Genomic DNA, 23,383 nt, shown 5'->3' with positions numbered 1-23,383 from the left:
CGATGCATCCCAATGATGATGACCGCACCCAGTTCATGCCGCGTCCGGGGGGCCGGGCGCCGGAACCTGCGCGTGCCGAACCTTCGCCGTTGGCCATGCCAGCCGCGCCGATGCTCACCGGCAAGAGCCAGGGCCTCAACCCGCTGGAAAGCGCCGCCGGCCCGTTGTTGGCCCTGCTGACGCGCCTGCGTAACACCATTGCCCACCCAGCGCCGGCCAGCCTGCGCGCGCAGTTGCTGGCGTATCTGCGTCAGTTTGAAGAGCGCGCCGAAGCGGCCGGCATCGCCCGCAACGAAGTACTGCTGGCCCGTTACGCGCTGTGCACTGCGCTGGATGAAGCGGTGTTGAGCACGCCTTGGGGCAGCACCAGTGATTGGGGCAAGCAAAGCCTGTTGATCACCGTGCACAACGAAGCCTGGGGCGGCGAAAAAGTCTTTCAGTTGCTCGACCACTGCCTGCAAAGCCCACGGGAACGCCTGTACCTGCTGGAGCTGTTGTACCTGTGCATGTGCCTGGGTTTCGAAGGCCGCTATCGCGTGATGAATGACGGTCGCAGCCAGTTGGAAACCCTGCGCGAGCGCACGGCCGCCGCCATTCGCAGCGCCCGTGGCGAACACGAACGTGAACTGTCGCCACACTGGCGCGGCGTGACCGTGGCGCGGGATCGCCTGGCGCAATTCATGCCGCCGTGGATCGCCGTGGCCATCGGCCTGGCGTTGCTGCTGGCGCTGCTGTTTGGTTTGCGCATGAAGCTGGCGTCGGATGCCGAGCCGGTGTTCAAGAACATTCACGCGTTGGGCGAAATCCCGGTGCAGGCCATCGACCGCCCGGTGGCACAACCCAAAGTCATCGAGCGTCCACGCCTGGCCGGTTTCCTGGTGGAAGACATCAAGGCCGGGCGCGTTGCCGTGGAAGATGCGGTCGACCGTTCGGTGGTGACCATCCGTGGCGACGAGCTGTTTGCGTCCGCCAGCTCCAGCATTGTCGATGATTACCAACCGCTGATGCTGCGCATCGCCGACGCCATCCGCAAAGTCAAAGGCCAGGTGCGCGTGACCGGGCACAGCGACAACCGCCCGATTGCCACGCTGCGTTTCCCGTCCAACTGGGCGCTGTCCGAGGCGCGGGCCAAGTCGGTGCTGGACATCCTCGCGGCCAAGACCGGTCAGGCGGATCGCTTCAGCGCAGAAGGGCGCAGCGACACCGAGCCGGTGGCGACCAACGCCACCGCAGAAGGCCGCGCCCGCAATCGTCGGGTTGAAATCACCGTATTGGCGGAGGGCGTCGAGTGAAGGCGTTTTTCAGTTTCATGATTCGCTGGGTGATTCCCGTGCTGGGCCTGATCGCCCTGAGCCTGATCATCTGGTTTGTCGGGCCGTTGCTCGACGTGCTGGTGCCGGAAGGGCGCCGCTGGGCGCTGATTATCCTGGTGTTCGCGGTGTGGATGGCCTACCGCGTGTTCCGCATCATCCAGGCGCGGCGCCAGGCCGCCGAAGTGATGCGCAGCCTGGCCGCCGAAACCCCGGCAGACCCGAACAGCGTCGCCACCGCCGAAGAACTCACCACCCTGCGCCAGCGCATGGACGAGGCCCTGGCGCTGCTGAAAAAGGCCAAGCTGGGCGGTGACGAACGTCGCAACCTCTACGAGCTGCCGTGGTACGTGATCATCGGCCCGCCGGGCTCGGGCAAGACCACGGCGCTGGTCAACTCCGGCCTGCACTTCCCGCTGGCCGCGCAGTTGGGCGCCGGTGCCGTGCGGGGTGTTGGCGGCACGCGCAATTGCGACTGGTGGTTTACCGATCAGGCGGTGTTGCTCGACACCGCCGGCCGCTACACCACCCAGGACAGCAACTCCACGGTGGATAAAGCCGCCTGGCTGGGCTTCCTCGACCTGCTGAAAAAGCAGCGCTCGCGCCGCCCAATCGATGGCGCCTTCATCGCCATCAGCCTGTCGGACCTGTTGCTCGGCACCGACGCCGAGCGCGCCGCCCATGCCGCCGCCATCCGCCTGCGTATCCAGGAGCTGTACACCCAGTTGGGCGTGCGTTTCCCGATCTACCTGATGCTGACCAAGCTCGATTTGGTGCCGGGCTTCATGGAGTTTTTCGACAATCTGAGCAAGGAAGAACGCGCCCAGGTCTGGGGCATGACCTTTGCCCTGGACGACGGTAAAAACAGCGACAGCCCGTTGGCGCACCTGCAAAGCGAATTCGCCGGGCTGGAACAGCGCCTCAACGAACGTCTGGTCGAACGCCTGCAACAGGAACGCGACCCGGCACGCCGCGACCTGATCTACGGCTTCCCGCAGCAGTTCGGCGCATTGAAGGATTGCCTGCAAAGCTTCCTCGAAGGTGTGTTCAAGCCCAATGCCTTTGAAGAACGCGTGCTGTTGCGCGGTGTGTATTTCACCAGCGGCACCCAGGAAGGCAGCCCGATCGACCGCCTGATCGGTGCGATGGCCCAGAGCATGAATCTGGACCGCCAGCACCTGGCGCGCCAGAGCGGCACAGGGCGCAGTTACTTCATCGAAAAACTCTTCACCGCCGTGGCGTTTGCCGAGCGCGGCTTGGTTGGGGTGAACCCCAAGGTCGAGCGCCGACGCAAGTGGATTGCACGCGGCGTGCTGGCCGCCACCGTGGCGGCTGTCGTGGTGGTCAGCGGTTTGTGGTGGGTGAGTTACCGCGCCAACCAGGCGTATATCGCTCAGGTCGACCAGAAGGTTGCACCGCTGGGCCAGACCGTGCAGAACCTGAGCCCGGCGCAGCGTGACATCCTCGCGGTATTGCCATTGCTCAACGCGGTGAAGAACCTGGCCGGCGACTCGCCGAGCTGGTCCGAAGGCCTGGGGTTGTACCAGGGCGACATGCTTGAAGCCGAGTCCGCCAGTGTCTACCGCAAGCTGTTGATCGCCGTGTTCGCGCCACGCCTGGTGACGCGCATCGAAGAGCAACTGCACGGCGGCGGCAATTCCGACTTCCTCTACGAAGGCCTCAAGGCCTACCTGATGCTCGCCGATGCCGAGCATTACGACCCGGACTTCATCAAGGCCTGGATCGCCCTCGACTGGGACCGCAACCTGCCGCGCGACCTGCCGGCCGATCAACGCCAGGCACTGGCCGGGCACTTGCAGTCGTTGTTCGAACGTCATCCGCCCAATGCGCGCCTGGATCCACGACTGATCGACGACCTGCGTCGTCAGCTGCAACAGCTGCCGGTGGCCCAGCGCGTGTATGACCGGGTCAAGCGCCAGAAACTGCCTGAAGGCATCCCGGACTTCCGCCTCAACGAAGCCGCCGGCCGTGATGCGGCGCTGGTGTTCAGCCGCAAAAGTGGCAAGCCGCTGGGCGAGCCGTTGAGTGGGTTCTTCACCGCCAAGGGTTATCGCCAAGCGTTTTTGCTGAGCAGCCTGAACCAGACCGGCACCCTGGCCGAAGAGCAATGGGTGCTGGGCCATGAACAGGCCGACCAGCAGAATGTGGTGAGCCTGGCCGCCGACGTACGCCGCCTGTATTTCCAGGATTACCAGCGCCAGTGGGACGCCTTGCTGGCGGATATCGACTTTGTGCCGATCACCAGCGTGGCCCAGGCGGCCGACGTATTGCGGGTGATATCCGGCCCTGCTTCCCCGCTGAAAAAACTGCTGGTGGCGGTGGCCAAGGAAACCGATCTGCAAGCCGAAGAGCGCCAATTGGCCGCTAAAGGCGTGCCGGTGGAAGGTGGCGTCGACAAACTCAAGGAGCGCCTGGGCAGCCTGCTTGGCCAGGAGCAACCGAGCGCCAATGCACCTGCTGCGGCGGATGATCCGGCGACCGCGCACTTTGCCGAACTCAACCGCATCGTCAGCAAGAACGAAGGCGAACCGGCGGCCATCGATGGCCTGCTTACCGACATGAACGCGCTGTATGTGCAGGTCAGCGCCATGGTTGGCGCCAGCGGTGATGCCTTGCTCGGCGAGGCGAAGAACCAGGCGGCGGCTGCGGCCACGCGGGTCAGCCTGAATGCCGAACGCCAGCCGCCGCTGGTGCAGGGCATGGTCAAGTCGGTGGTCAATTCCACCACCAACAGCATGATGGGCGGGGTGCGCACTCAACTGAACGCGGCCTGGGCCAGTGAAGTGGTCAACGTGTATCGCCAGTCCCTGGCCGGCCGCTACCCGATGTCGCCAGGCAGTGCGCGGGACGCGACCCTGGATGACTTCGGCCAGTTCTTCGGCGTGGGCGGGGTGATGGACAACTACTTCCGCAAGTACCTGCAGCCTTACGTGGACACGTCCGCGCAGACCTGGCGCTGGCAGCCGGGCGCGGCGCAGAAGCTGGGGATTGCACCGGGCGTGCTGCAAACCTTCCAGCGCGCAGCGACGATCCGCGATGCGTTCTTCCGCTCGGGAGGCACTCAGCCCATCGTGCGTTTCGAACTCAAACCGGTGTCGATGGACCCGACCATCACCCAGTTCCTGCTGGACCTGGACGGTCAGCAACTGAGCTACGACCACGGCCCCAGTCGCCCGGTGGCGATGCAATGGCCAAACCCCGGCAGCATTGGCGTGGTGCGCATCTCCATCATGCCACCCGCCGCCAGTGGCCGTTCCGGCGTGACCCTGGACGGGCCGTGGGCCTGGTTCCGCTTGCTGGAGCAGTCGGACCTCACCGCCGGAAACTCGCCGGACCGCTTCAACCTGCGCCTGCGCGTGGACGGTGCGAGCATCGCCTACGAGTTGCGCGCCAACAGCGCGTTCAACCCGTTCAAGAGCCGCGTACTCAGTGGCTTCAGCCTGCCGGAGCGGCTATGACGACCTTGGGTTTCTACGGCAAGTTGGCCAGCCGTGGCGACTTCGTCAGCCGCGCGTTGCCCCAGAGTTTCATTGGCCCGTGGGACAGCTGGTTGGCGGCGGGTCTGCTCGCCAGTCAGAACAGCCTCGGCGGCGATTGGCTCAACACCTACCTGGTCAGCCCGTTGTGGCGCTTTGTGCTGGCGCCGGGGGTGTGCGGGCCGGACGCGGCGGCAGGAGTGGTGATGCCGAGCATCGACCGGGTCGGGCGTTACTTCCCTCTGGCGGTGGTGACCTTGCTCGACCACGACACCAATCCTGCGTCCCTGGTCGGTGGGCCGGACACCTGGTTCGAGCAGGCCGAAGCGTTGCTGCTCAGCACCCTGGATGCCGGTGCCACCTTCGAAAGTTTTAATGACGGCCTCGACAGCCTGGGCTTTCCGGCGAGCGAGCCGCGCGCGGTGGGTGGCCGTTTCGCCGGCCTGCAACGGGTGGCCGCCACCGTGCCTCACGGGCGCATCAACGCCCTGGCCGAACAGGCCTGCGAAGGCGCGAGCCTGTGGTGGGGCCGTGGCTCGCAGACGATTTCCCCTGGTTTGTTGCGGTGTCAGGGCCTGCCTGCCGCCGGCGATTTTGCGCAGTTTTTGCTCGGACAAGAAGGTGTGGTGTAGATGGGGTCGACGTACAAATCCGCGAGCAAAAGCCACGTGGGCATGGTTCGCCAGGTCAACGAAGACGCCTGCCTGGACCTGCCGGAAAACCGCCTGTGGGTGGTGGCCGACGGCATGGGCGGGCATGCGGCGGGGGACTATGTGAGCAGCCTGATCGTCGACAGCCTGCGCAGCGTGCCGGTGGGACGCTCGCTGGATGAATACACGGCGGCGCTGCGCAACGACCTGCTGCGCATCAACGCCGCCGTGCGCGAAGAAACCGCCCACCGTGGCGTGACCATGATGGGCAGCACCGTGGTGCTGTTGGCCGCCCGTGGCCTGCGCGGTGTTTGCCTGTGGGCTGGCGACAGCCGCTTGTACCGCCTGCGCGACGGTGTACTCGAAGGCATCTCCCGCGACCACAGCTACGTGCAAGACCTGCAAGACAGCGGCCTGCTCAGCGAAGCCGACGCCCGCACCCATCCACGCGCCAATATCGTCACCCGAGCGATTGGCGTGGAAGCGCACTTGGAACTGGCGGTGGTCGACCTGCTGATCGCCCCCGGCGATAGCTATTTGCTGTGCAGCGATGGCCTGAACAAGACCGTCGAAGACCATGAGATCCGCGAAGTCCTCGGCCACGACACGCCGGATGAAATCGTGCGCAGCCTGGTGCACCTGGGGCTCAACCGAGGTGCGCCGGACAACATCACCGCCATCGTTGTGAAGGTATCGGCATGAACATCGTCATTCCCGGTTATGACATCGAAGGCGAGATCGGCGAAGGCGCGATGGCCAGCGTGTACCTGGCGACCCAGCGCTCCCTGGAGCGCAAGGTGGCGTTGAAGGTGATGGCGGCGGCATTGGCGGCTGACCCGAGTTTTTGCGAGCGCTTCCTGCGTGAGGGCAAGACCCTGGCGCGCTTGTCGCACCCGCACACGGTGACCATCCATGACATCGGCAATGTCGGTGAGCTGTATTACATGGCCATGGAATACCTGCCCAACGGCACGCTCAAGGAGCGCATCGCCGCCGGCATGACGCCGGAGCAGGGCGTGACGCTGATCCGCCAGATCGCCTCGGCGCTGGGCTATGCCCATGCCCAGGGCCTGGTGCACCGCGATGTGAAACCGGCGAACATTCTGTTCCGCGCCGACGGCACGGCGGTGCTGTCGGACTTCGGTATCGCCAAGTCGCTGGATGATCGCACCCAGTTCACCCAGGCCGGGTTTGCCGTAGGCACACCGAGCTACATGAGCCCAGAGCAGGCGCGGGGCCAGGAGATTGATGGTCGCGCCGACCTGTATGCGCTGGGCGTGGTGCTGTACGAGATTCTCGTCGGCAAGCTGCCTTATACCGGCACCGATGCGCTCTCCACGGCGCTCGCACACCTGACTGAACCGCTGCCCGAATTGCCGGTGCACCACGGCCGGTATCAGGAGGTGCTGCGCAAGCTGTTGGCCAAGGATCCGGCGGAGCGCTTCGCGGATGCGGCGGCGTTGTTGCGGGCGTTGGATAACCTGCCGTCTGAGTCACCAGAGGCTACGTTGGTGCGGCCGTTGCCGATCCCGATGAATTTTGATCTGGCGGGTATCACTCCGGAATCCATCGAGATCCCCACCGAGAAACCCCAGCCGGTGCGCCAACCGGTGGTGCCGCCGACCCAGCACAGCGAGCAGCGCCGTGGGCCGGTGTTGGCACTCGCCGCGGTTGCGGTGGCGGTTGCGTTGGCGATTGGCGGTGCCAGTTATTGGTGGTTGAGCGGCAGCGATGAACCGGTGGCCAAACCCCCGGCTGCGGTGGTTGTGCCGCCAGTGGCGCCGCCTGTGGCAGAAGTGGATGGCGGCCAGCGTCCGTTGCTGATGGCGGGCAAGAAAACCCTGTTCCAGCGCGTCCTCAGCAAACCCGGCGCCAAGCTTTCAACCGACGCCGGCAGTGCGCCGGGCAAGGCCTTGCCGGCGTTTTCCGTGCTTTACGTCTACCAGCGCAAAGACGTTGACGGCAGCCCCTGGGTGCGCGTCGGCGCCGCCACCGATGGCCGCAGTGATGGTTGGTTGCCTGCGTCCCAGGTCAGCGACTGGAAGCAGAGCCTGGTCTTGAAGTTCACCGAGCGTTCGGGTCGGGCGCCGGTGATGTTCCTGCGCCAATCCGCTGAAGTGGAAAAACTGCTGGCTGACCCGGCCGCCGCCAAAGGCGTACTGGCCAAGGCGCAGAAAAACAGTGAGGACAACAGCCAGATCCTGGCCCTGGAACCGACCGCCAGTGCGGTGCCGCAAAACCAGTTCTACCTGCTGCCGATCTTCGACTCCAAAGAGACCTTCGACGAAAACGGCCAGCCGGTGCAGTTGCTCAATGTGGCCTCCATCGATCCCGGCAGCAGCGCGGCCGCCAAGCCCTCGACGCCGGTGATCAAGGCCAATGCCGACGCCTTTCGCACGGCGGTGGTGCTGGTGGTCGATACCACCGTTTCCATGCAGCCCTATATCGACCAGATCCGCGACGTGGTGCACGAACTGCAAACCCGCATCGGCGAGCGTGGCGAGTTGGACAGCGTGAGCTTCGGCATGGTCGGCTTTCGCAGCAGCATCAAGAAAACCCCTGGCTTGGAATACGTCGCCAAGACCCTGATCACCCTCGACCAAGGCCGCGACCCGCAACGTTTCCTCGACATGGCGCGGCAGGTCAAGGCGTCCACCGTGTCCAGCCATTCGTTCAACGAAGATGCGTTCGCCGGGGTGATGCAGGCGGTGGACGGCATGGATTGGTCGGGCTATGGCGGGCGCATCATCCTGCTGGTCACCGATGCCGGCGCGCTGCGCAAGAATGATCCGTTCGCCGCCACTCAGATGAACGAAGCCGAGGTGCGCCAGGCTGCGCTGGGCAAGCAGATCAAGATCTACGCCCTGCACCTGCGCACCGACGCCGGTAAGAAAACCCATGCCGGTGCCGAGAGCCAGTACCGCATCCTTACCGCCGACGCCAACCCGCAGATCGGTGACCTGTACACGGCGGTGCCCGGTGGCGATGTGCGCAAACTCGGTGAACGTGTGGATGAGATCGGTACGGTGTTCGCCAACCTCGTGCATCAAGTGCGCAGCAACACGCCACAGCCGGTGCCGTTGCTGAACAGCGCACCGAGTCTGGCGGATAAGTCCGCTGCCGTCGGTTATGCCATGCACATGGATTTCCTCGGGCGTAAAACCGCAAGCCAGGCGCCGCAACTGGTTAGCGCCTGGACCGCCGACCGTGACCTGACCAACCCGGCGCTGCCGGCGTTCCAGGTGTGCGTGATGCTGACCAAGTTGCAGCTCAATGACCTGCAGCAGTCGCTGAAACTGATCGTCGATGCAGCGCGCAAAACCCAGACTTCACCCAAGGATTTCTTCCAGGAAATCGCCAGCGCCTCCGCCTATATGAGCCGCGACCCACAGGCCCTGCGCAAGGGCGGCAACCTGGCCGACGGCGGCATCCTCGGCGAATACCTGGAAGGCCTACCGTACCGCAGCAAGTCGCTGAACATGACCCAGGACCTGTGGTTGTCGTTGAGCGTGGCCGAGCAGGAAGACTTCATCGACGAGCTGGACTCGAAGATCCGCCTCTACGAAACCTTCCACAATGACCTGGCCAACTGGGTCCGTTTCGGCGATGCCGAGCCGGGCGATGCGTTGTACCGCGTGCCGTTGTCGACCTTGCCGTAATGCTGAACCTGAACGCGGTGCACAAGAGCCGGGGCGTCGGCAGCCAGCGCTACAGTCTGGTGATTCCGGCGCTGACGCTGCGTGCGGGTGAGCAATTGGCGATTGTCGGGCCCAGCGGTAGCGGCAAGAGCACCTTGTTGGATCTGCTGGCGTTGGTATTGGCGCCGGATCAGGTCGGGCAGTTTGAATTTCATCAGCAGGACATTGCCGGGTTGTGGCGCACCGATCAGCAATCCACGCTGGCCGCGCTGCGTAGCCAGCATCTGGGCTATGTGCTGCAAACCGGCGGCTTGCTGGGGTTTCTTGATGTGCGCGGCAATATCGCCTTGTCCCGGCAACTGCTGGGCTTGAAGGACGATGGCAGCGTGGCGCGTCTGGCCGAGCAATTGGAGATCAGCGACCAGTTGGCCAAGAAGCCGGCGGCGCTCTCGGTGGGTCAACGCCAGCGCGTCAGCTGTGCCCGCGCCTTGGCCCATGCGCCGCAACTGGTGCTGGCGGACGAGCCGACGGCGTCCCTCGACCCCTTGAATGCCGAGCGCGTGATGCAGGCGCTGCTGGCCCAGGCGCGCGAACACCGTGCCGCCTGTGTGATCGCCACCCATGACGAGCCCCTGGCCCGCGCCAGCGGCTTGCAGGTGCGGCGCATCAGTTGCCGTCGCGACACCGACGGTGGCGTCACCGCGACCCTCGGGGAGGTGTGCTGATGCGCATGGGTCTGGTGGCGTCGCTGGCCTGGCAGGACTATCGCAACGATGCCTGGTTGTCGGCCTGTTCGGTGCTGGCGCTGGTCGCCGTCATTGCACCATTGCTGGTGTTATTCGGCCTGAAATTTGGACTGGTTAGCAGTTTGACCGAACGTTTGCAGACCGACCCCGCCACCCGTGAAATTATTCCGTTGGGTGGTGGTCGATTCAGCAGCGCCTTTATCGAGCAACTCGGCCAGCGCAGCGATGTGGCGTTTGCATTGCCGCGCACGCGACAAATTGCGGCGACCGCGCAGGTGGGCGCCTTGGCCCTGGAAATGCTGCCGAGCGCTTGGGGTGATCCCTTGCTGGCGGATCTGCCGGTGCCCAAGGGCCTGGACCAGATCGTGCTGAGCCACACCGCCGCCGAGAAGCTGGCGGCGCGGCCGGGGGATTGGCTGGAAGCCAGTTTTGCGCGGCAAGTAGCAGGGCGCTTCGAGGCCCAGCGCACGCGCTTGCAGGTGCTGGCGGTATTGCCGCTGGAAGCTTTTGCCCGTGACGGGCTGTTTGCCGATTTGAAATTGCTGGAGGCCGCAGAAGATTACCGTGATGGCCGTGCAGTACCGGCCTTGGGCTGGGAGGGTGACGCGGTCGGTGTGAGTGAACAACGCGTGTACCCGGCATTCCGCCTGTATGCGCGCAACCTCACTGATGTGGAGCCGCTGCGGGTGTTTTTCGCCGGGCAGAACCTGCTGGTGTCGACCCAGGCGCAGACCATCGCGCAGGTGCAGTCGTTGAGCCGCAACCTGTCGATCGTGTTCTGGGTGATCTGCGGGTTGGCGTTGGCGGGAGGGTTTGCAGCGATCTTTGCAGGGGCGTTGGCCGCCGTGGCGCGCAAGCGTCGGGAATTGTCGGTGTTGCGCCTGTTGGGGTTTTCCACCGGTGGGCTGTTGTTGTTTGTGGTGGTGCAGGCGCTGTACAGCGCAGGTTTCGCCGCCGTCCTCAGTGCCGGCCTGTATGGCGTGGCCGAGGCGGCATTGAACAGGTTATTTGTGCAGGTGCCGGGCGAACACGCCAGTCACCTGTTGGCGCGTCATTACGGCCTGGCCCTTGCCGCAGTCATGGGCGTCAGCGCCGTGGCGGCGGCCTGTGGCGGTTGGCGAGTGGCGCGGATCCAGGCTTCTGAAGGAATCAGAGATGTATAAGTTACTGGGCGCCTGTGTGGCGCTGACCTTGGCCTCCATGGCCTGGGCCGATGAAGCGAGTGACAAACTCGATAACCCCAAGCCACTGGAAGGCGACGTCAGCCTGCCGCTGCCGTGCGAAGGCAACATGGTGTTCCGCTACGCCTACGTGCTGGCCCAGGGCACCCTGGATGACCGCGAGATCAGCCTCGGCTACCCCTTTGCCGAAGGCGAGGCGGGCTATCAGCAGTCATTCATTTCCGGCTACCGCCGCGACTTCATCAATGGCCAGTTCACCCTCAAGGACCTGCCCAAAGACTGGAACAAAGTCATCGCGCCCTTGATGCCGAAGACCGACGCCAAGACCCCGCTCAAGCCCATGCTCTACTTCATCGGCAAGTACGAAGTGACCGCACGCCAGTACGCCCAGGTGATGTCCCAGGCGCAGTCCCTGGCCAGCGGCGAACCGGCACCGGCGTGCGATGCGCCCACTGGCATGGCCGGGCGCTTGCCCAAGGTAAAGCTGTCGCGCTTTGAGGCCGAGCGTTTCTCGGCGGTGTACAGCGCCTGGTTGATGAAATACCACCGTGAGTTGCTGCCGGTCAGTGGTCGCGGCTCTTCGGCGGACGACGGCGGCCTCGGTTTTGTGCGCCTGCCCACCGAAGTGGAGTGGGAGTTCGCCGCGCGCGGCGGTCATGCCGTCAGCCGCCAGGACCTGGAAGGGCGCCTGTTCCCGCGCCGCACTGAAGGCAGCGACAGCGACGGCCCGCTCGGCGATTACGCCGTGTTCAACCAAGTCGCCGGCGGCACCGGCCAGGCCGCGCGCCTGATGCCCATCGGCACCAAATTGCCTAACCCAATCGGTCTGTTCGACGTGATCGGCAACGCGGCGGAAATGGTCCAGGAATCCTTCCAACTGGTGCACGCCGGGCGTCGCCAGGGCACCTACGGCGGCTTTGTGGTCAAGGGTGGCAACTACCTGGAAGGCGAGGGCACGCTGTTCACCGGCATGCGCCGCGAGTACCCGCTGTTCGCCGCTGACGGCACCGAGCAAAGCAACGAGACCACCGGATTCCGCGTGGCGATTGGCGCATTGTCGGCGCCGCGCTCGCGCTACAAGGAGCTGTTCGCCCAGTGGCAGAAAGAAGGTCGCCTGGCCGCGCTCACCGATGCCATCGACGACGCCCAGGACCCGACCAAACGCCTGGACAGCATCATCGCCGCCAGCGCCGACCCCAAGCTGCAAGCCGAGCTGGGGCTGGTCAACGAAGAGCTCAAGCGCAACGTCTCGCTGATCGCCCAGCAACGCGAAGAGGCGGCGGGCAACCTGATCCAGTCGGCCGCGTTGGTGGCCGAGACCATCGCCAACTACAACATCCGCCTGGCCAACCTGCAGAAGAGCCGCCAACAGTCCCTGGATAACAAGGACGAGGCCAGCGCGCAGCTGTTCGACATGGCGATTGCCAATGGTCGCAGCGCCCTCGATGGCGCGGTGGCGATCTATATCGACAACCTGGCCACCGGCACGCGTTACACCGATGCGGTGATCCAGGCGCAGTTTCAACGGATCAAGGAAGAGTTGGATCGCAAGCCAGTGCTCGGCAAGAGCCTGGTGACGCGCGCAACACTGTTCGTTCGCCATGTCGGCAATTACCGCAAGCAACAGCGGGCCGACCCGGCAACGATCTTGAAGGAATTGCTCGCAGCGAGCGGTCAGCGATGAGCGCTGGCTGTATGGCGAGCTTGGAAGGGACTCAGGCGGCGGTGGGCCGTGCTGGGCAAGTCAAACTTAAACGAGAACACACCTATGCTTTTTTCCCGTAAGGCGGTTTCCAAGCGTCACTTGCTGCTGATCGCGGCCGGTTTCAGCACTGTGTTGACTGGTTGCGCCACGTCGCCGGCCTCCAAGGTCGCGTCGAGCACCAAGGTCGAGTACTACCCGAACTGCTACGAGCCGGTGCAGCACCTGCGCGCGACCGATTCGGACATGACCAAGTCGGTCGTGACCGGCGCGGCCATTGGCGCCGCTGGCGGTGCCCTGCTGGGCGCCCTGACCGGCGACTCCGACAAGCGTGGCCGTAACGCCGCCATCGGCGCAGCGGGTGGCGCATTGGCCGGCGGCGCGGCGGGTTACTACACTGAGCGTCAGAAGCAAATCAGTGATGACAACCAGCGCATCGCCTCTTACTCCACCGACTTCAACAAAAGCGCCTCCGACATCGACCGCAGCACCGCCTACGCCAAAGCGTCGCAGCAGTGCTACCAGAGCGCATTCACCAAGCTGGTGGCTGACCGCAAGGCCAAGACCGTCAACGACACCGAAGGCCGCAAGCGCCTGGCGGAAATCGTGTCCGGCCTGAAGGAATCCAATGACCTGATCGTCGCGGTCAACGGCAAAGCCAGCGAAGACCTGAACAACTACACCCAGGCCTACGAAAAAGACCTGCAACAAGTGGGTGTGCAGCGTAATGACGTGGTGATCGTCGCCCAGGCAGACGTAGCCCCTGCGGTCGTTCCGGCCAAGAAGGGTGGCAAGACTCCACCGAAAGTCGCGAAGAAGAAGGACCTGCCGGTTGTGCCGAAAGAAGCGGTGACCACCGAGAAGAGCATCCAGACCGTCCAGGCCAAGCAAGCTGAAAGCAAGCAGGTTGCCAGCGCCGGTAAGGCACAGATCGAAGGCACCTGCCGCGATCCTAACCTGGCCGACTGGGCGCCCGTGCCGTGCCCGAACGTTTAAGCAACATGCTGCTATAAGCGTCAAACGCCAGCCGATCTTCCGCTAATGCGCAAGATCGGTGGCGTTCTTTTTGCAAATCGTTAAACTGCTGCGGCCACTCAATAATTACACCGAGGCCGTGTGCATGAAATTTCGTCTTCTCCTGTGGGTGCTGGGCCTGATGATGGGCAAAGCCAGCCGCACCAATCCTGCCTTCCAGCAACAGTTGGGCGATAAAGACCTGGCGTTCCAGTTGCAGACCCTCGACGGCAAGGTTGCCCGTCACTTCATCGTCAAAGACCAACGCATCACCAGCCGCTCGGGTGTTCACCCGTCGCCGGCGTTCGCCATCGCCTTCAAAGATGCCGCCTACGGCTTCGCCACGATGCAGGCGAAGAACAAGCAACTGGCGTTCATGACGGGGATTCAGGACAAGTCGATCCAGATCAAGGGCAACCCGGCGCTGGTGATCTGGTTCCAGGGGTTGACCAAGTATTTGAAGCCGAAGAAAAAGAAGTAGTCTTACAGGTAGACCGAGGTGGACTCTTCGCGAGCAAGCCCGCTCCCACATTCGACCGCATTCTCATGTTGGAACTCGGTTAAATGTGGGGGCGGGCTTGCTCGCGAAAGCGGTTTAACAGGCTACAGAATCAGGCCTGACTGAACTGCGAGGCCAGCTCACGCAACAACACCTCGGCATCCAGCACTTTGCCCACCACTTCCTCAGCCTTGTCCCGCGTCAGCCCCAGACGCTCAAGCAGCGCATCCGGAATTGCTTCATCCGGCCCGGAGCCAATCCCACGGCTGCGCAACAAGCGCACCGCCAGGCACACCAGGTTCGGATACTCCGCGTACTGACCATCGTAGGTCGGGTCATGCTGGAAGCGCAGCGCTGTGGATAACTCATCCGGCATGTCCCAGTAGCGCATCAGCCAGGCGCCAATCTGCTCGCGGCTGATACCCAGCAAGTGTTGCTCGACATAGCTGTGGCACAGGTGCGGGTTGACCTCCAGGTGACGGCAGATCAGCGAGAAGTGCGGCGGGAACACGTGGGCCAGCAGCAGGTAACCGAAATTGTGCAGCAGGCCGGCGAGGTAGGTCAGGCCGGCTTCCGGGCGCTGGGCGCGCGGCATGGCGCGGGTCAGGCCTTCGATCACGGCGGCAGTGTAGATTGACTGGTGCCAGTACGGCGTGGACTGGTGCGGATGGTCCTTGGGCAGGCTCAAGGTCTTGCCCAGGGCCAGGCCCAGCGCCAGGTTGATCACCAGGTCGAAGCCCAGCACGCGCACGATGGCGTCTTCCACGGAGCGGATCTTGCCTGGCGATGCGTAGTAGGGCGACGCGGCCCAGCTCACGACTTGCGCAGCCAGGGCGGGGTCGGTTTCGACCACGCCGGTGATGTCATCAATGGTGGCATTCGGGTCGACACGCAGCTTGATGATCTTCTGTGCCGTGTCGGCCAGCGGTGGAATCTCGATGGTCGCTTCCAGGCGTTGCTGGATGCGGCGGGCGGTGAACGCCTGCATCGCCTGGGTGATTTCCTCACGGTCATCATTGGGACGGTCGAGGTTGGGGCGGATGTTGCTCAACGGCTCGCCGAAGTGGCCGGCGCTGGCCTTGGTGAGCATCGTCTTGAAGGCGTCGCTGGAGATCTCCAGCAACAGGCCTGCCTCACCCGAGTGCACCAGCAGGCTTGGCTCGTTGAGCAGGCTGCCTTCATACAGGCACGGGGAACTGGTGAGCGGCGGCAGGCCCGGCAGCAGGCTGAGTTCGTGCTTGCCCAGCATGCGTTCGACGCGGTCCGGTGACACCGCCGTGAGGCGTCGACCGGTGAGTTCGGCGAGGCGGTTGAGGTCGAGCAACTGGTTCTGCGGGAACAGCACCATCAGTGCGCCCACCGCGTCTTCCAACAGCACGGCCTGGACCTTTCGCGCAGGATTCAGGCCCGGTAGGTCGGTGACTTCCGTGTAGGGGATGGCGAGTTTTGCGAGCAGAGCCCGAATGACCGGCGGGGCGGTCAGTGGGGCTGTGGCGAGGGCAACTTCTGACATGGCCTGATCCAATTTCTTACAGTCCACGAAGTATAACCAGCTTGATACAACTGTTGGTCGACTAAGTGAGTCAGGCGTCACACTTGGCCGTATTGCTGCCCATGGCGTAGCCAGCGATCCAGCAACGGGCTGACATGATCCGGCCAACGTTCGAGCAACGCTTGCGCTGCATCGCGCACGGCCGGCAGCAGGTCAGCGTCGCGCATCAGGTCAGCGACCTTGAATTGCAGCAGGCCGGTCTGGCGAGTGCCGAGCATTTCACCGGGGCCACGCAGCTCCAGGTCTTTTTCGGCGATGACAAACCCGTCGTTGGTTTCGCGCATGATGCCCAGGCGCTGGCGGCCGATCTGCGACAGTGGCGGATGGTAGAGCAGCACGCAATGGCTGGCGGCACTGCCCCGGCCGACACGGCCGCGCAACTGGTGCAGTTGCGCCAGGCCCAGGCGCTCAGGGTTTTCGATGATCATCAGGCTGGCGTTGGGCACGTCCACGCCGACTTCGATCACCGTGGTTGCCACCAACAGTTGCAGGTTGCCGGCCTTGAATTCGGCCATCACGGCGGCTTTTTCAGCCGGCTTCATGCGGCCATGGATCAAGCCGACCTTGAGCTCGCCCAAGGCGCTGGTGAGGTCCTCAAAGGTGGTTTCGGCCGCTTGGCACGTCAGCTCTTCGGACTCTTCAATCAGCGTGCACACCCAGTACGCCTGGCGCCCTTCGGCGCAGGCGCCGCGCACGCGCTCGATCACTTCGACACGTCGGGTGTCGGTGACCAGCACGGTGTTGACCGGTGTCCGGCCGGGTGGCAGTTCGTCGAGGATCGAGGTGTCGAGGTCGGCGTAGGCGCTCATGGCCAGGGTGCGCGGGATCGGCGTGGCGGTCATGATCAGTTGGTGCGGGTTCATGCGCCCGCCCACGCCTTTCTGTCGCAGGGCGAGGCGTTGTTGCACGCCGAAACGGTGCTGTTCGTCAATGATCACCAGCGCAAGGTTCTTGAACCGCACTTCATCCTGAAACAGCGCGTGGGTGCCGACGACCATCGGCGCGCCGCCGGCAATCTGTTCGAGTGCCGCTGCGCGCACCTTGCCCTTGAGCTTGCCGGCCAGCCACGCCACCTCCAGGCCCAGCGGTTCAAGCCAGCGCTTGAAGGTGATGAAGTGCTGCTCGGCAAGAATCTCGGTGGGCGCCATCAACGCCACTTGGTAACCGGCTTCCAGCGCTTGCAGGGCGGCGAGGGCGGCGACCACGGTCTTGCCTGCGCCAACATCGCCCTGGATCAGGCGCAGCATGGGTTCCTGTTGGCTTAAGTCGTAGGCGATTTCGTTGCCGACGCGTTGCTGGGCACCGGTCGGCGCAAAGCCGAGGTTGGCCAGGTACTGCGCAGGCAACCGCGTGGCCTTGGGCATGGCCGGTGCACGCAGGGAGCGCATGCTTTCGCGCAGGCGCTGCTGGGACAGTTGGTGGGTCAGCAGTTCTTCAAAGGCCAAGCGATGCTGTGCCCAGTGGTGACCCAGCGCCAGCTCGTCGACATCAGCATCGGCAGGCGGGTGATGCAAGTAGCGAATCGCGTCGTCCAGCGACGCCAGCTGATAGTCGCGGGCCAGCTCCAGCGGCAGCCAGTCGGGCAGGCTTTTCGGTCCGAGCATCGTCAGTGTCTGCATGCACAACTGGCGCAGGCGTTGTTGGGTCAGGCCTTCGGTGAGCGGGTAGATTGGTGTGAGCGTGGTGTCGACTGGCGGCGGTTCATCGCCGGTGATGGCGCGGTATTCCGGGTGATAGATCTCAAGACCCGAGGCGCCGGGCCGTGCTTCGCCGTAGCAGCGCACGCGGGTGCCGCGCTTGAGCCCTTCCTTCTGCGCGTTGCTGAAATGGTAGAAGCGCAGGCTCAGGCCACCGGTGCCGTCCTGCAGGCGCACCACCAGGCTGCGGCGCTTGCCCATCACCACATCGGCACCGCTCACGGTGCCTTCGATCACCGCATCTTGCCCAGGGCGCAACTGGCCGATGGGCACGACGCGGGTGCGGTCCTGATAGCGCAGGGGCAGGTGGAACAACACGTCCTGGAGGTTTTCCAGGCCGACCTTGGCCAACTTCTCGGCCATGGCTTCACCGACACCCTTGAGTGCCGTCACCGACACCTGCGACAGCTCAGTCATACCGTTGCTTAGCTCGCAGCCGTCGGCTTGGCCACCGAGCACAGGCGGATCGAATCGGCGAGGATCTCAATCGCTTTCGGCCGTGGGAAGCTGGCGCGCCAGGCGATCGCCACGGTGCGGAATGGCACTGGCGGTGTCAGTGGGCGCACTTCGATCACGCCGGGGGCGTAGTGATGGCTGTCCACTGCCGACAGCGGCAGGATCGAAATACCCAGGCCGGACGCGACCATGTGGCGAATGGTTTCCAGGGAGCTGGATTCCACGGTGGTGTGCTTGGCGCCGTCGTTGCCCTTGGTCAGGGTCGGGCAGGCTTCCAGGACCTGGTCGCGGAAGCAGTGGCCTTCGCCGAGCAGCAGCAGGCTCTTGTCGTTGAGCAGGGCGGCGTCAATGGTGTCTTTTTTGGTCCACGGGTGGTCGGCCGGCATCAGCACCTGGAACGGCTCGTCGTAGAGCGGCAGTGTCAGCACGTCCGCCTCGTTGAACGGCAGGGCGATGATGATCGCGTCCAGCTCGCCGTTGCGCAGTTTGTCGCGCAGTACGTGGGTGAAATTTTCTTCGATATACAGCGGCATCTGCGGCGCGACGCGGTGCAACTGCGGGATCAGGTGCGGGAAGAGGTACGGGCCTACGGTGTAGATGGCGCCGACTTTGAGCGGTGCAGTCAGCTGGTTCTTGCCGGCCTGGGCCAGTTCGCGAATGCTCTGCGCTTGCTCCAGTACCTTCTGGGCCTGGGCCACAATGCCTTCGCCCACAGGCGTCAGGCGCACGGCGCTCTTGCTGCGCTCGAAAATCAGCACACCGAGTTCGTCTTCAAGCTTTTTCACGCCCACCGACAGCGTCGGCTGGCTGACATGGCAACGCTCGGCCGCGTGGCCGAAGTGCTGCTCTTGGGCGAGGGTAACGATGTAGCGTAATTCTGTAAGAGTCATAGCGGGCGTCCATGAGGTTGCGGGCCAAGCATACCGGCTGCAATCGATAGACGCACGTTATCAGAACTTTGCTGGGGATTGAGTGGGGAGTTACGCAGATTTTGCTGAAGGTGGTGAGGATTGCCCCTCACCACCGTTATTTTCAGCGACGACGCTTCTCGATGTTGTACACGAACGGTGCAACGATCTCGATGCTGCCGCCTTTGAGCATGTCTGCCGGCGGCTTGGGCAGCGGCTGGGCACGACGGATCATGTCCAGTGTGGCGCGGTCCAGGTCGGCGTTGCCGGAGCGGCCCACCAACTCGTAGGACAGCACGTTGCCTTCGGCATCCACCACGAACTTCAGGCGGTTCAAGCCTTCCTTGCCACGGGCCTGGGCGCCTGGCGGGTACTTCTTGTACTTCTGCAAGTGCGCCAGCAGGGTGCCTTCCCAGGAAGCCTTCGCTGCGATCTGCTGCGGAGAAGGGCCTGGTACAGGTTGGGCCGATTTCTCAGCCGGTGCCTGGGTCGGCGGAGCGTCGCTCGGCGGATCCTCGGAGGGTTTCTCCTTGGGCGGCTCGATCTTCTTCTCCACAGGCTTGGGCGGCTGCGGTTTAGGCTTGGGCTTGACCGGCTTGGGCACCTGGATCGTTGGCTTGGGCGCCTCGGCCAGTTTCGGCAGGGGCAGCTCTTCCACCGGTGCAGGCGGTTGCGGCGGCGTTACCACCTTGGGCGGCGCTGGCGGTGGCGGGGCTGGCATCGGTGCCAGGTCGATGACCATGGCAGCCGGTGGCAACTGCACCGTGCGCGGCGCGGACCAATGTAGCGCGATAGCGATCGCGACGGCATGCACGCCCAGTACGACGGCGAGGCTGGTGCCATAACGCGTCAGTTTGTGGCGCGTCGTGATCATTTCTTGGCTGCCGTCTCAAGTCCGACCAGGCCGACCTTGAGGTAGCCGGCTGCCCGCAGGGCATCCATCACGCTCATCAGGTCGCCGTAGTCCACGCCCTTGTCAGCCTGGAAGAAGATCGTCGTGTCTTTCTTGCCTTGGGTCTTGGCGTCGAGCACCGGCCCCAGGGTTTCAGCTTTGACTTCTTCTTCGCCCAGGAACAGGCGTTGGTCCGCCTTGACGCTGAGGAAGATCGGTTTCTCTGGCCGTGGCGCAGGTTTTGCGCTGGACGCGGGCAGGTCAACCTTGATGTCCACGGTCGCCAACGGTGCCGCCACCATGAAGATGATCAGCAGCACCAGCATCACGTCGATAAACGGCGTGACGTTGATTTCGTGGTTCTCGACGAGTTCGTCGTCGCCTTGATTCAAATGCAGGCCCATGGCCGATTACCCCACTTTCACCATGTGCGGTTGCGAGCTGCGCTCGGTAGGCAGGTGATCGAGGTCGCGGCTGACCAGCAGCAGGACTTCTGCCGACGCGTCCGATACCTGGGCCTTGTAGCCGGCAATCGAACGGGCGAAGACGTTGTAGATCACCACCGCAGGAATCGCGGCAACCAGGCCCAGGGCCGTTGCCAGCAGGGCTTCGGCGATGCCAGGGGCAACGACGGCAAGGTTGGTGGTCTGGGTTTTGGCGATGCCGATGAAGCTGTTCATGATGCCCCACACGGTACCGAACAAGCCGACGAACGGCGCGGTGGAACCGATGGTTGCCAGCACGCCGGTACCGCTGCTCATGTTACGGCCGCAGGCCGCCACCAGGCGCTCCAGGCGGAAGGCAACACGTTCCTTGATGCCTTCTTTTTCGCGGGTGTTGGCGGATAGGCGCATTTCTTCCAGCGCGTCGTGCACCAGGGTATTGGCCAGGGTGCCCTTCTTGGTCGCGCTTTCGCTGGCTTCCTTGAGGGTGGTGGCCTTTTTCAGGTGGACGATTTCAGTGCGCAGACGACGTTTGGCGCCCAGCAGCTCGAAGCCCTTGGCGATCCAGATGGTCCAGGTGATGATCGAGGCGATGGCCAGGCCGATCATCACGGCTTTCACCACCACGTCAGCATTCTGGTACATGCCCCACGGCGACAGGTCATGGGCCATGCCCAGGGTGTTGTCTTCTTCCAGCACCACACCGGTGTCGTCGGCGGCGGCTGGGTCAGCTGCCAGGGCCGGGTCGGTGGCGGCGGGCGCTGCGGCCGGTGCCGCGGCGTTTTGCTCGGCGGCAGCCGGGGTAGCGGGTGCGGTGGCATCAGCGAATGCGGCGGTCGGTGCCAGCAGTACGCTGAACAGCAGCGCAGCAATCGCGCGCCAGGCGCGGGATGGGCTGTGAAGCTTGGTTGGCGAAGCGGGGGTTGTATTACGTGTCATGCTGGCCGGACCTGAGAGAAAAAATGAGTGATCGTCCTTCCAGACCCAGAGGGTCGAGGACAAATGGGCGGTTATTATTGCAAGTAATTCTTGTTAACAGAAGTAATACAGTAACTTTATTTGTGCTTTTTCTGGCCGTCTGTCATCTGCGAAGGCTAACCTAGACCTTTCAGTACGGAGTTTTGTGATGTCTGCGCCTTCTGTTGTGATTGCCGGATGTGGCGATGTGGGGAGCCGGCTGGCCAGCCAGTTGCTCGCCTCGGAATGGGAGGTCCATGGCCTGCGTCGCGATATTTCGCGGCTGCCCGACGGGGTGATCGGCATCGCCGGTGACCTGTTCAACAAGGACTGCCCCGACACCTGGCCGATCGGCGGGGTGGATTACCTGGTGTACTGCGCGGCTGCGACGGACCATGACGAAGCCGGCTATCGCGCTGCTTATGTAGAAGGGCTGAAACATGTGCTGGAGTGGCTGGGCGATTACGGCCAGGAGCCGAAACACCTGCTGTTTGTGTCCAGCAGCAGCGTCTACGGGCAGCAGAATGGCGAATGGGTCGACGAAACGTCGGAGACGCAGGCGAAGGGTTATTCTGGGCAGGTGATGCTGGAAGCCGAGCAAGTCGCACTCGACAGCGGTATTCCGGCGAGCATTGTGCGTCTTACGGGTATCTATGGCCCGGGTCGCGAATGGCTGCTGACTCAGGTTCGCCAAGGCTACCGCGTGGCCATCGACCCACCTTTATATGGCAACCGCATTCACGCGGAAGACGCGGCGGGTTTGCTGGCGTTTTTGTTGCGGCATGTGGAAAAGGGCGGTTTGCTGGACAAGGTCTACATCGGCGTCGACGATGCGCCGGCGCCGTTGGCCGAGGTGGTGGATTGGTTGCGTGAGTACTTGGGCGTGACCGAATGGGCTGATGACGCGAGTGTGCGGCGTGCTGGCAGCAAGCAATGCAGCAATGCCCGAGCCAAGGCGTTAGGCTGGACGCCGACGTATCCGAGTTATCGGGAAGGCTATGCAGCGATCCTCGAAGGCCAGCGTTAAATGAAAAAGGAGCCCAAGGGCTCCTTTTTTATCACTGTTTTTCCAGCAGCCACTGGCGAGGCCCTGGCGTAAACGAAGGCACCTCATCCGCCTGCGCGGTATTGATCGCCTGGAAGATCTCCAGTTGCTTACCCTTGCGCACAAAAATCCAAGGGTTGCCCTGGCCGTTCAATTGCAGCCAGATACTGTCATAGCCACCGCTCATGGACGCGCAATCGCCCGCCAGGCATAGCGAGTACTGATCGACATTCGGCAGGCCGGCGACCTTGCCGTTGGCCTGGAATTGCACGATGGCGCCGCTGCCGAAGCCGTCGAGGATCTTCCAGTCGCCCCCCATATAAGCGGCGTACAGTGCGCGCTCGAAGTTTGCGCCCAGTGGCGCGCCTTCCGGTGCGGGCTCTTTGGGGCGGGTAAACAGCTGCTCAGGCTCGTTGTCGTTGGCCACTTGCAGCAGTTGTTTGCCTTTGCGCTTGAGTTCGGTGGCGGAGCTGCCGTAGAAGTCCACACTCCAGGCGCCAGATTTTTCACCCAGCAACTTGCCTTCCGCTACTTCAAAACCGTTGTAGTAGCGTGCCTGCGAGGCCTTGGTATTGACCTCCCATTCGAGGTTCGGGCCAAAGCTCTGCAAGGCTTCACGCAAAGGGCCGCCCTTGGCTGCCGCATCGATGGCGACCTGGTTGATCCAGGTGCCGCTCACATCCCGGTCGGCAGGGTTGCTGGCGCAGCCGCCGAGCAACAGGGCGAGCAGTGATGAGGCTACAAGCGCTTTGCGCATCATGAAATCCTTTTAAAACGAAGTCGGCGCAGCCTATGGGGGCTGCGCCGGGTGTTTTACTCGATGACCAGAATCGCGTCCATCTCAACCTGCGCACCCTTTGGCAGGGCCGCAACGCCGATGGCGGCGCGGGCTGGGTACGGCTGTTCGAAGTACTTGCCCATGATCTCGTTGACCTTGGCGAAGTGGCTCAGGTCGGTGAGGAAGATGTTCAGCTTGACGATGTCTTTGAACGAACCGCCGGCAGCCTCGGCCACCGACTTGAGGTTTTCGAAGACCTGCACGGTCTGTGCTTCGAAGCCTTCAACCAGTTCCATGGTCTTTGGGTCCAGTGGAATCTGGCCGGACATGTAGACGGTGTTGCCAGCCTTGATCGCCTGGGAGTAGGTGCCGATGGCGGCCGGGGCTTTATCGCTGGTGATAACAGTCTTGGTCATGA

At 63.6% G+C, this 23,383-nt stretch carries 19 protein-coding genes; 11 read left to right on the top strand and 8 right to left on the bottom strand.

Going from position 1 to position 23,383, the window contains the following annotated elements; translation table 11 throughout:
* The first annotated feature begins 2 nt into the window (after positions 1 to 2).
* The 10 genes from ACP7BX_RS08685 to ACP7BX_RS08640 all read left to right on the top strand — a co-directional run bounded on the left by ACP7BX_RS08685 (position 3) and on the right by ACP7BX_RS08640 (position 14,219).
* On the top strand, positions 3 to 1,292 hold the full coding sequence (locus ACP7BX_RS08685) for a DotU family type VI secretion system protein (protein ID WP_314526967.1): 1,290 nt from the start codon (positions 3 to 5) through the stop codon (positions 1,290 to 1,292).
* A complete protein-coding gene (tssM, locus tag ACP7BX_RS08680; protein ID WP_426127073.1) occupies positions 1,289 to 4,789 on the top strand; it encodes a type VI secretion system membrane subunit TssM in 3,501 nt (1,166 codons plus the stop codon). Before ACP7BX_RS08685 ends, tssM begins: the two co-directional genes overlap by 4 nt.
* Positions 4,786 to 5,439: a type VI secretion system-associated protein TagF gene (tagF, locus tag ACP7BX_RS08675; RefSeq protein ID WP_426127075.1), complete on the top strand. Its 654-nt coding sequence runs from the start codon at positions 4,786 to 4,788 to the stop codon at positions 5,437 to 5,439. Before tssM ends, tagF begins: the two co-directional genes overlap by 4 nt.
* Positions 5,440 to 6,159, top strand: coding sequence for a PP2C family protein-serine/threonine phosphatase (locus tag ACP7BX_RS08670; RefSeq protein WP_028618488.1), 720 nt, complete (start codon positions 5,440 to 5,442; stop codon positions 6,157 to 6,159).
* Complete coding sequence (locus ACP7BX_RS08665) at positions 6,156 to 9,116, top strand: serine/threonine-protein kinase (protein WP_426127077.1); 2,961 nt, start codon at positions 6,156 to 6,158, stop codon at positions 9,114 to 9,116. Before ACP7BX_RS08670 ends, ACP7BX_RS08665 begins: the two co-directional genes overlap by 4 nt.
* Positions 9,116 to 9,820, top strand: coding sequence for an ABC transporter ATP-binding protein (locus tag ACP7BX_RS08660; protein WP_038843498.1), 705 nt, complete (start codon positions 9,116 to 9,118; stop codon positions 9,818 to 9,820). The genes ACP7BX_RS08665 and ACP7BX_RS08660 overlap by 1 nt, the downstream gene beginning before the upstream one ends.
* Positions 9,820 to 11,004 carry an ABC transporter permease gene (locus tag ACP7BX_RS08655; protein ID WP_426127080.1) on the top strand — a complete coding sequence of 395 codons (1,185 nt, stop codon included), beginning with the start codon at positions 9,820 to 9,822 and terminating at the stop codon, positions 11,002 to 11,004. Before ACP7BX_RS08660 ends, ACP7BX_RS08655 begins: the two co-directional genes overlap by 1 nt.
* Positions 10,997 to 12,706, top strand: a complete 1,710-nt coding sequence (locus ACP7BX_RS08650) for a formylglycine-generating enzyme family protein (RefSeq protein ID WP_426127082.1) — start codon at positions 10,997 to 10,999, stop codon at positions 12,704 to 12,706. The genes ACP7BX_RS08655 and ACP7BX_RS08650 overlap by 8 nt, the downstream gene beginning before the upstream one ends.
* A gap of 84 nt (positions 12,707 to 12,790) precedes the next feature.
* A complete protein-coding gene (tagQ, locus tag ACP7BX_RS08645) occupies positions 12,791 to 13,720 on the top strand; it encodes a type VI secretion system-associated lipoprotein TagQ (RefSeq protein ID WP_426127084.1) in 930 nt (309 codons plus the stop codon).
* A 124-nt stretch (positions 13,721 to 13,844) separates the two neighbouring features.
* A complete protein-coding gene (locus tag ACP7BX_RS08640) occupies positions 13,845 to 14,219 on the top strand; it encodes a hypothetical protein (RefSeq protein ID WP_010207528.1) in 375 nt (124 codons plus the stop codon).
* A gap of 130 nt (positions 14,220 to 14,349) precedes the next feature.
* Here the strand turns inward: ACP7BX_RS08640 and ACP7BX_RS08635 are convergent, their stop codons facing one another.
* The 6 genes from ACP7BX_RS08635 to exbB all read right to left on the bottom strand — a co-directional run bounded on the left by ACP7BX_RS08635 (position 14,350) and on the right by exbB (position 21,124).
* Positions 14,350 to 15,750 carry an aminoacyl-tRNA deacylase and HDOD domain-containing protein gene (locus tag ACP7BX_RS08635; RefSeq protein ID WP_426127086.1) on the bottom strand — a complete coding sequence of 467 codons (1,401 nt, stop codon included), beginning with the start codon at positions 15,748 to 15,750 and terminating at the stop codon, positions 14,350 to 14,352.
* 77 nt (positions 15,751 to 15,827) lie between these two features.
* Positions 15,828 to 17,903, bottom strand: coding sequence for an ATP-dependent DNA helicase RecG (gene recG / locus ACP7BX_RS08630; RefSeq protein ID WP_426127088.1), 2,076 nt, complete (start codon positions 17,901 to 17,903; stop codon positions 15,828 to 15,830).
* Positions 17,904 to 17,911: 8 nt separating this feature from the next.
* Positions 17,912 to 18,832: a hydrogen peroxide-inducible genes activator gene (locus tag ACP7BX_RS08625; protein ID WP_010207523.1), complete on the bottom strand. Its 921-nt coding sequence runs from the start codon at positions 18,830 to 18,832 to the stop codon at positions 17,912 to 17,914.
* Positions 18,833 to 18,974: 142 nt separating this feature from the next.
* Complete coding sequence (locus tag ACP7BX_RS08620) at positions 18,975 to 19,724, bottom strand: TonB family protein (RefSeq protein WP_016975935.1); 750 nt, start codon at positions 19,722 to 19,724, stop codon at positions 18,975 to 18,977.
* Positions 19,721 to 20,146, bottom strand: coding sequence for a TonB system transport protein ExbD (gene exbD, locus ACP7BX_RS08615; RefSeq protein WP_003195519.1), 426 nt, complete (start codon positions 20,144 to 20,146; stop codon positions 19,721 to 19,723). The genes ACP7BX_RS08620 and exbD overlap by 4 nt, the downstream gene beginning before the upstream one ends.
* Before the next feature lie 6 nt (positions 20,147 to 20,152).
* The gene (gene exbB / locus ACP7BX_RS08610; protein WP_177110794.1) at positions 20,153 to 21,124 is read right to left on the bottom strand and encodes a tonB-system energizer ExbB; all 972 of its coding nucleotides are present in this window, start codon (positions 21,122 to 21,124) and stop codon (positions 20,153 to 20,155) included.
* Positions 21,125 to 21,311: 187 nt separating this feature from the next.
* Here exbB and ACP7BX_RS08605 point away from each other — a divergent pair, with 187 nt between their 5' ends.
* The gene (locus tag ACP7BX_RS08605) at positions 21,312 to 22,169 is read left to right on the top strand and encodes an SDR family oxidoreductase (RefSeq protein ID WP_426127091.1); all 858 of its coding nucleotides are present in this window, start codon (positions 21,312 to 21,314) and stop codon (positions 22,167 to 22,169) included.
* Positions 22,170 to 22,200: 31 nt separating this feature from the next.
* Here ACP7BX_RS08605 and ACP7BX_RS08600 read toward each other — a convergent pair whose 3' ends face one another.
* Both ACP7BX_RS08600 and ACP7BX_RS08595 read right to left on the bottom strand, forming a co-directional pair.
* On the bottom strand, positions 22,201 to 22,944 hold the full coding sequence (locus tag ACP7BX_RS08600; RefSeq protein ID WP_269132317.1) for a hypothetical protein: 744 nt from the start codon (positions 22,942 to 22,944) through the stop codon (positions 22,201 to 22,203).
* Between the two features lie 56 nt (positions 22,945 to 23,000).
* Positions 23,001 to 23,381: a RidA family protein gene (locus ACP7BX_RS08595; protein ID WP_003176922.1), complete on the bottom strand. Its 381-nt coding sequence runs from the start codon at positions 23,379 to 23,381 to the stop codon at positions 23,001 to 23,003.
* Between the last annotated feature and the right edge of the window lie 2 nt (positions 23,382 to 23,383).

The sequence above is a fragment of the Pseudomonas sp. DWP3-1-3b3 genome (assembly GCF_049896305.1).
Taxonomy (GTDB): Bacteria; Pseudomonadota; Gammaproteobacteria; order Pseudomonadales; family Pseudomonadaceae; genus Aquipseudomonas; species Aquipseudomonas azotoformans_A.
This window is presented reverse-complemented; position numbering and strand designations above follow the sequence as displayed.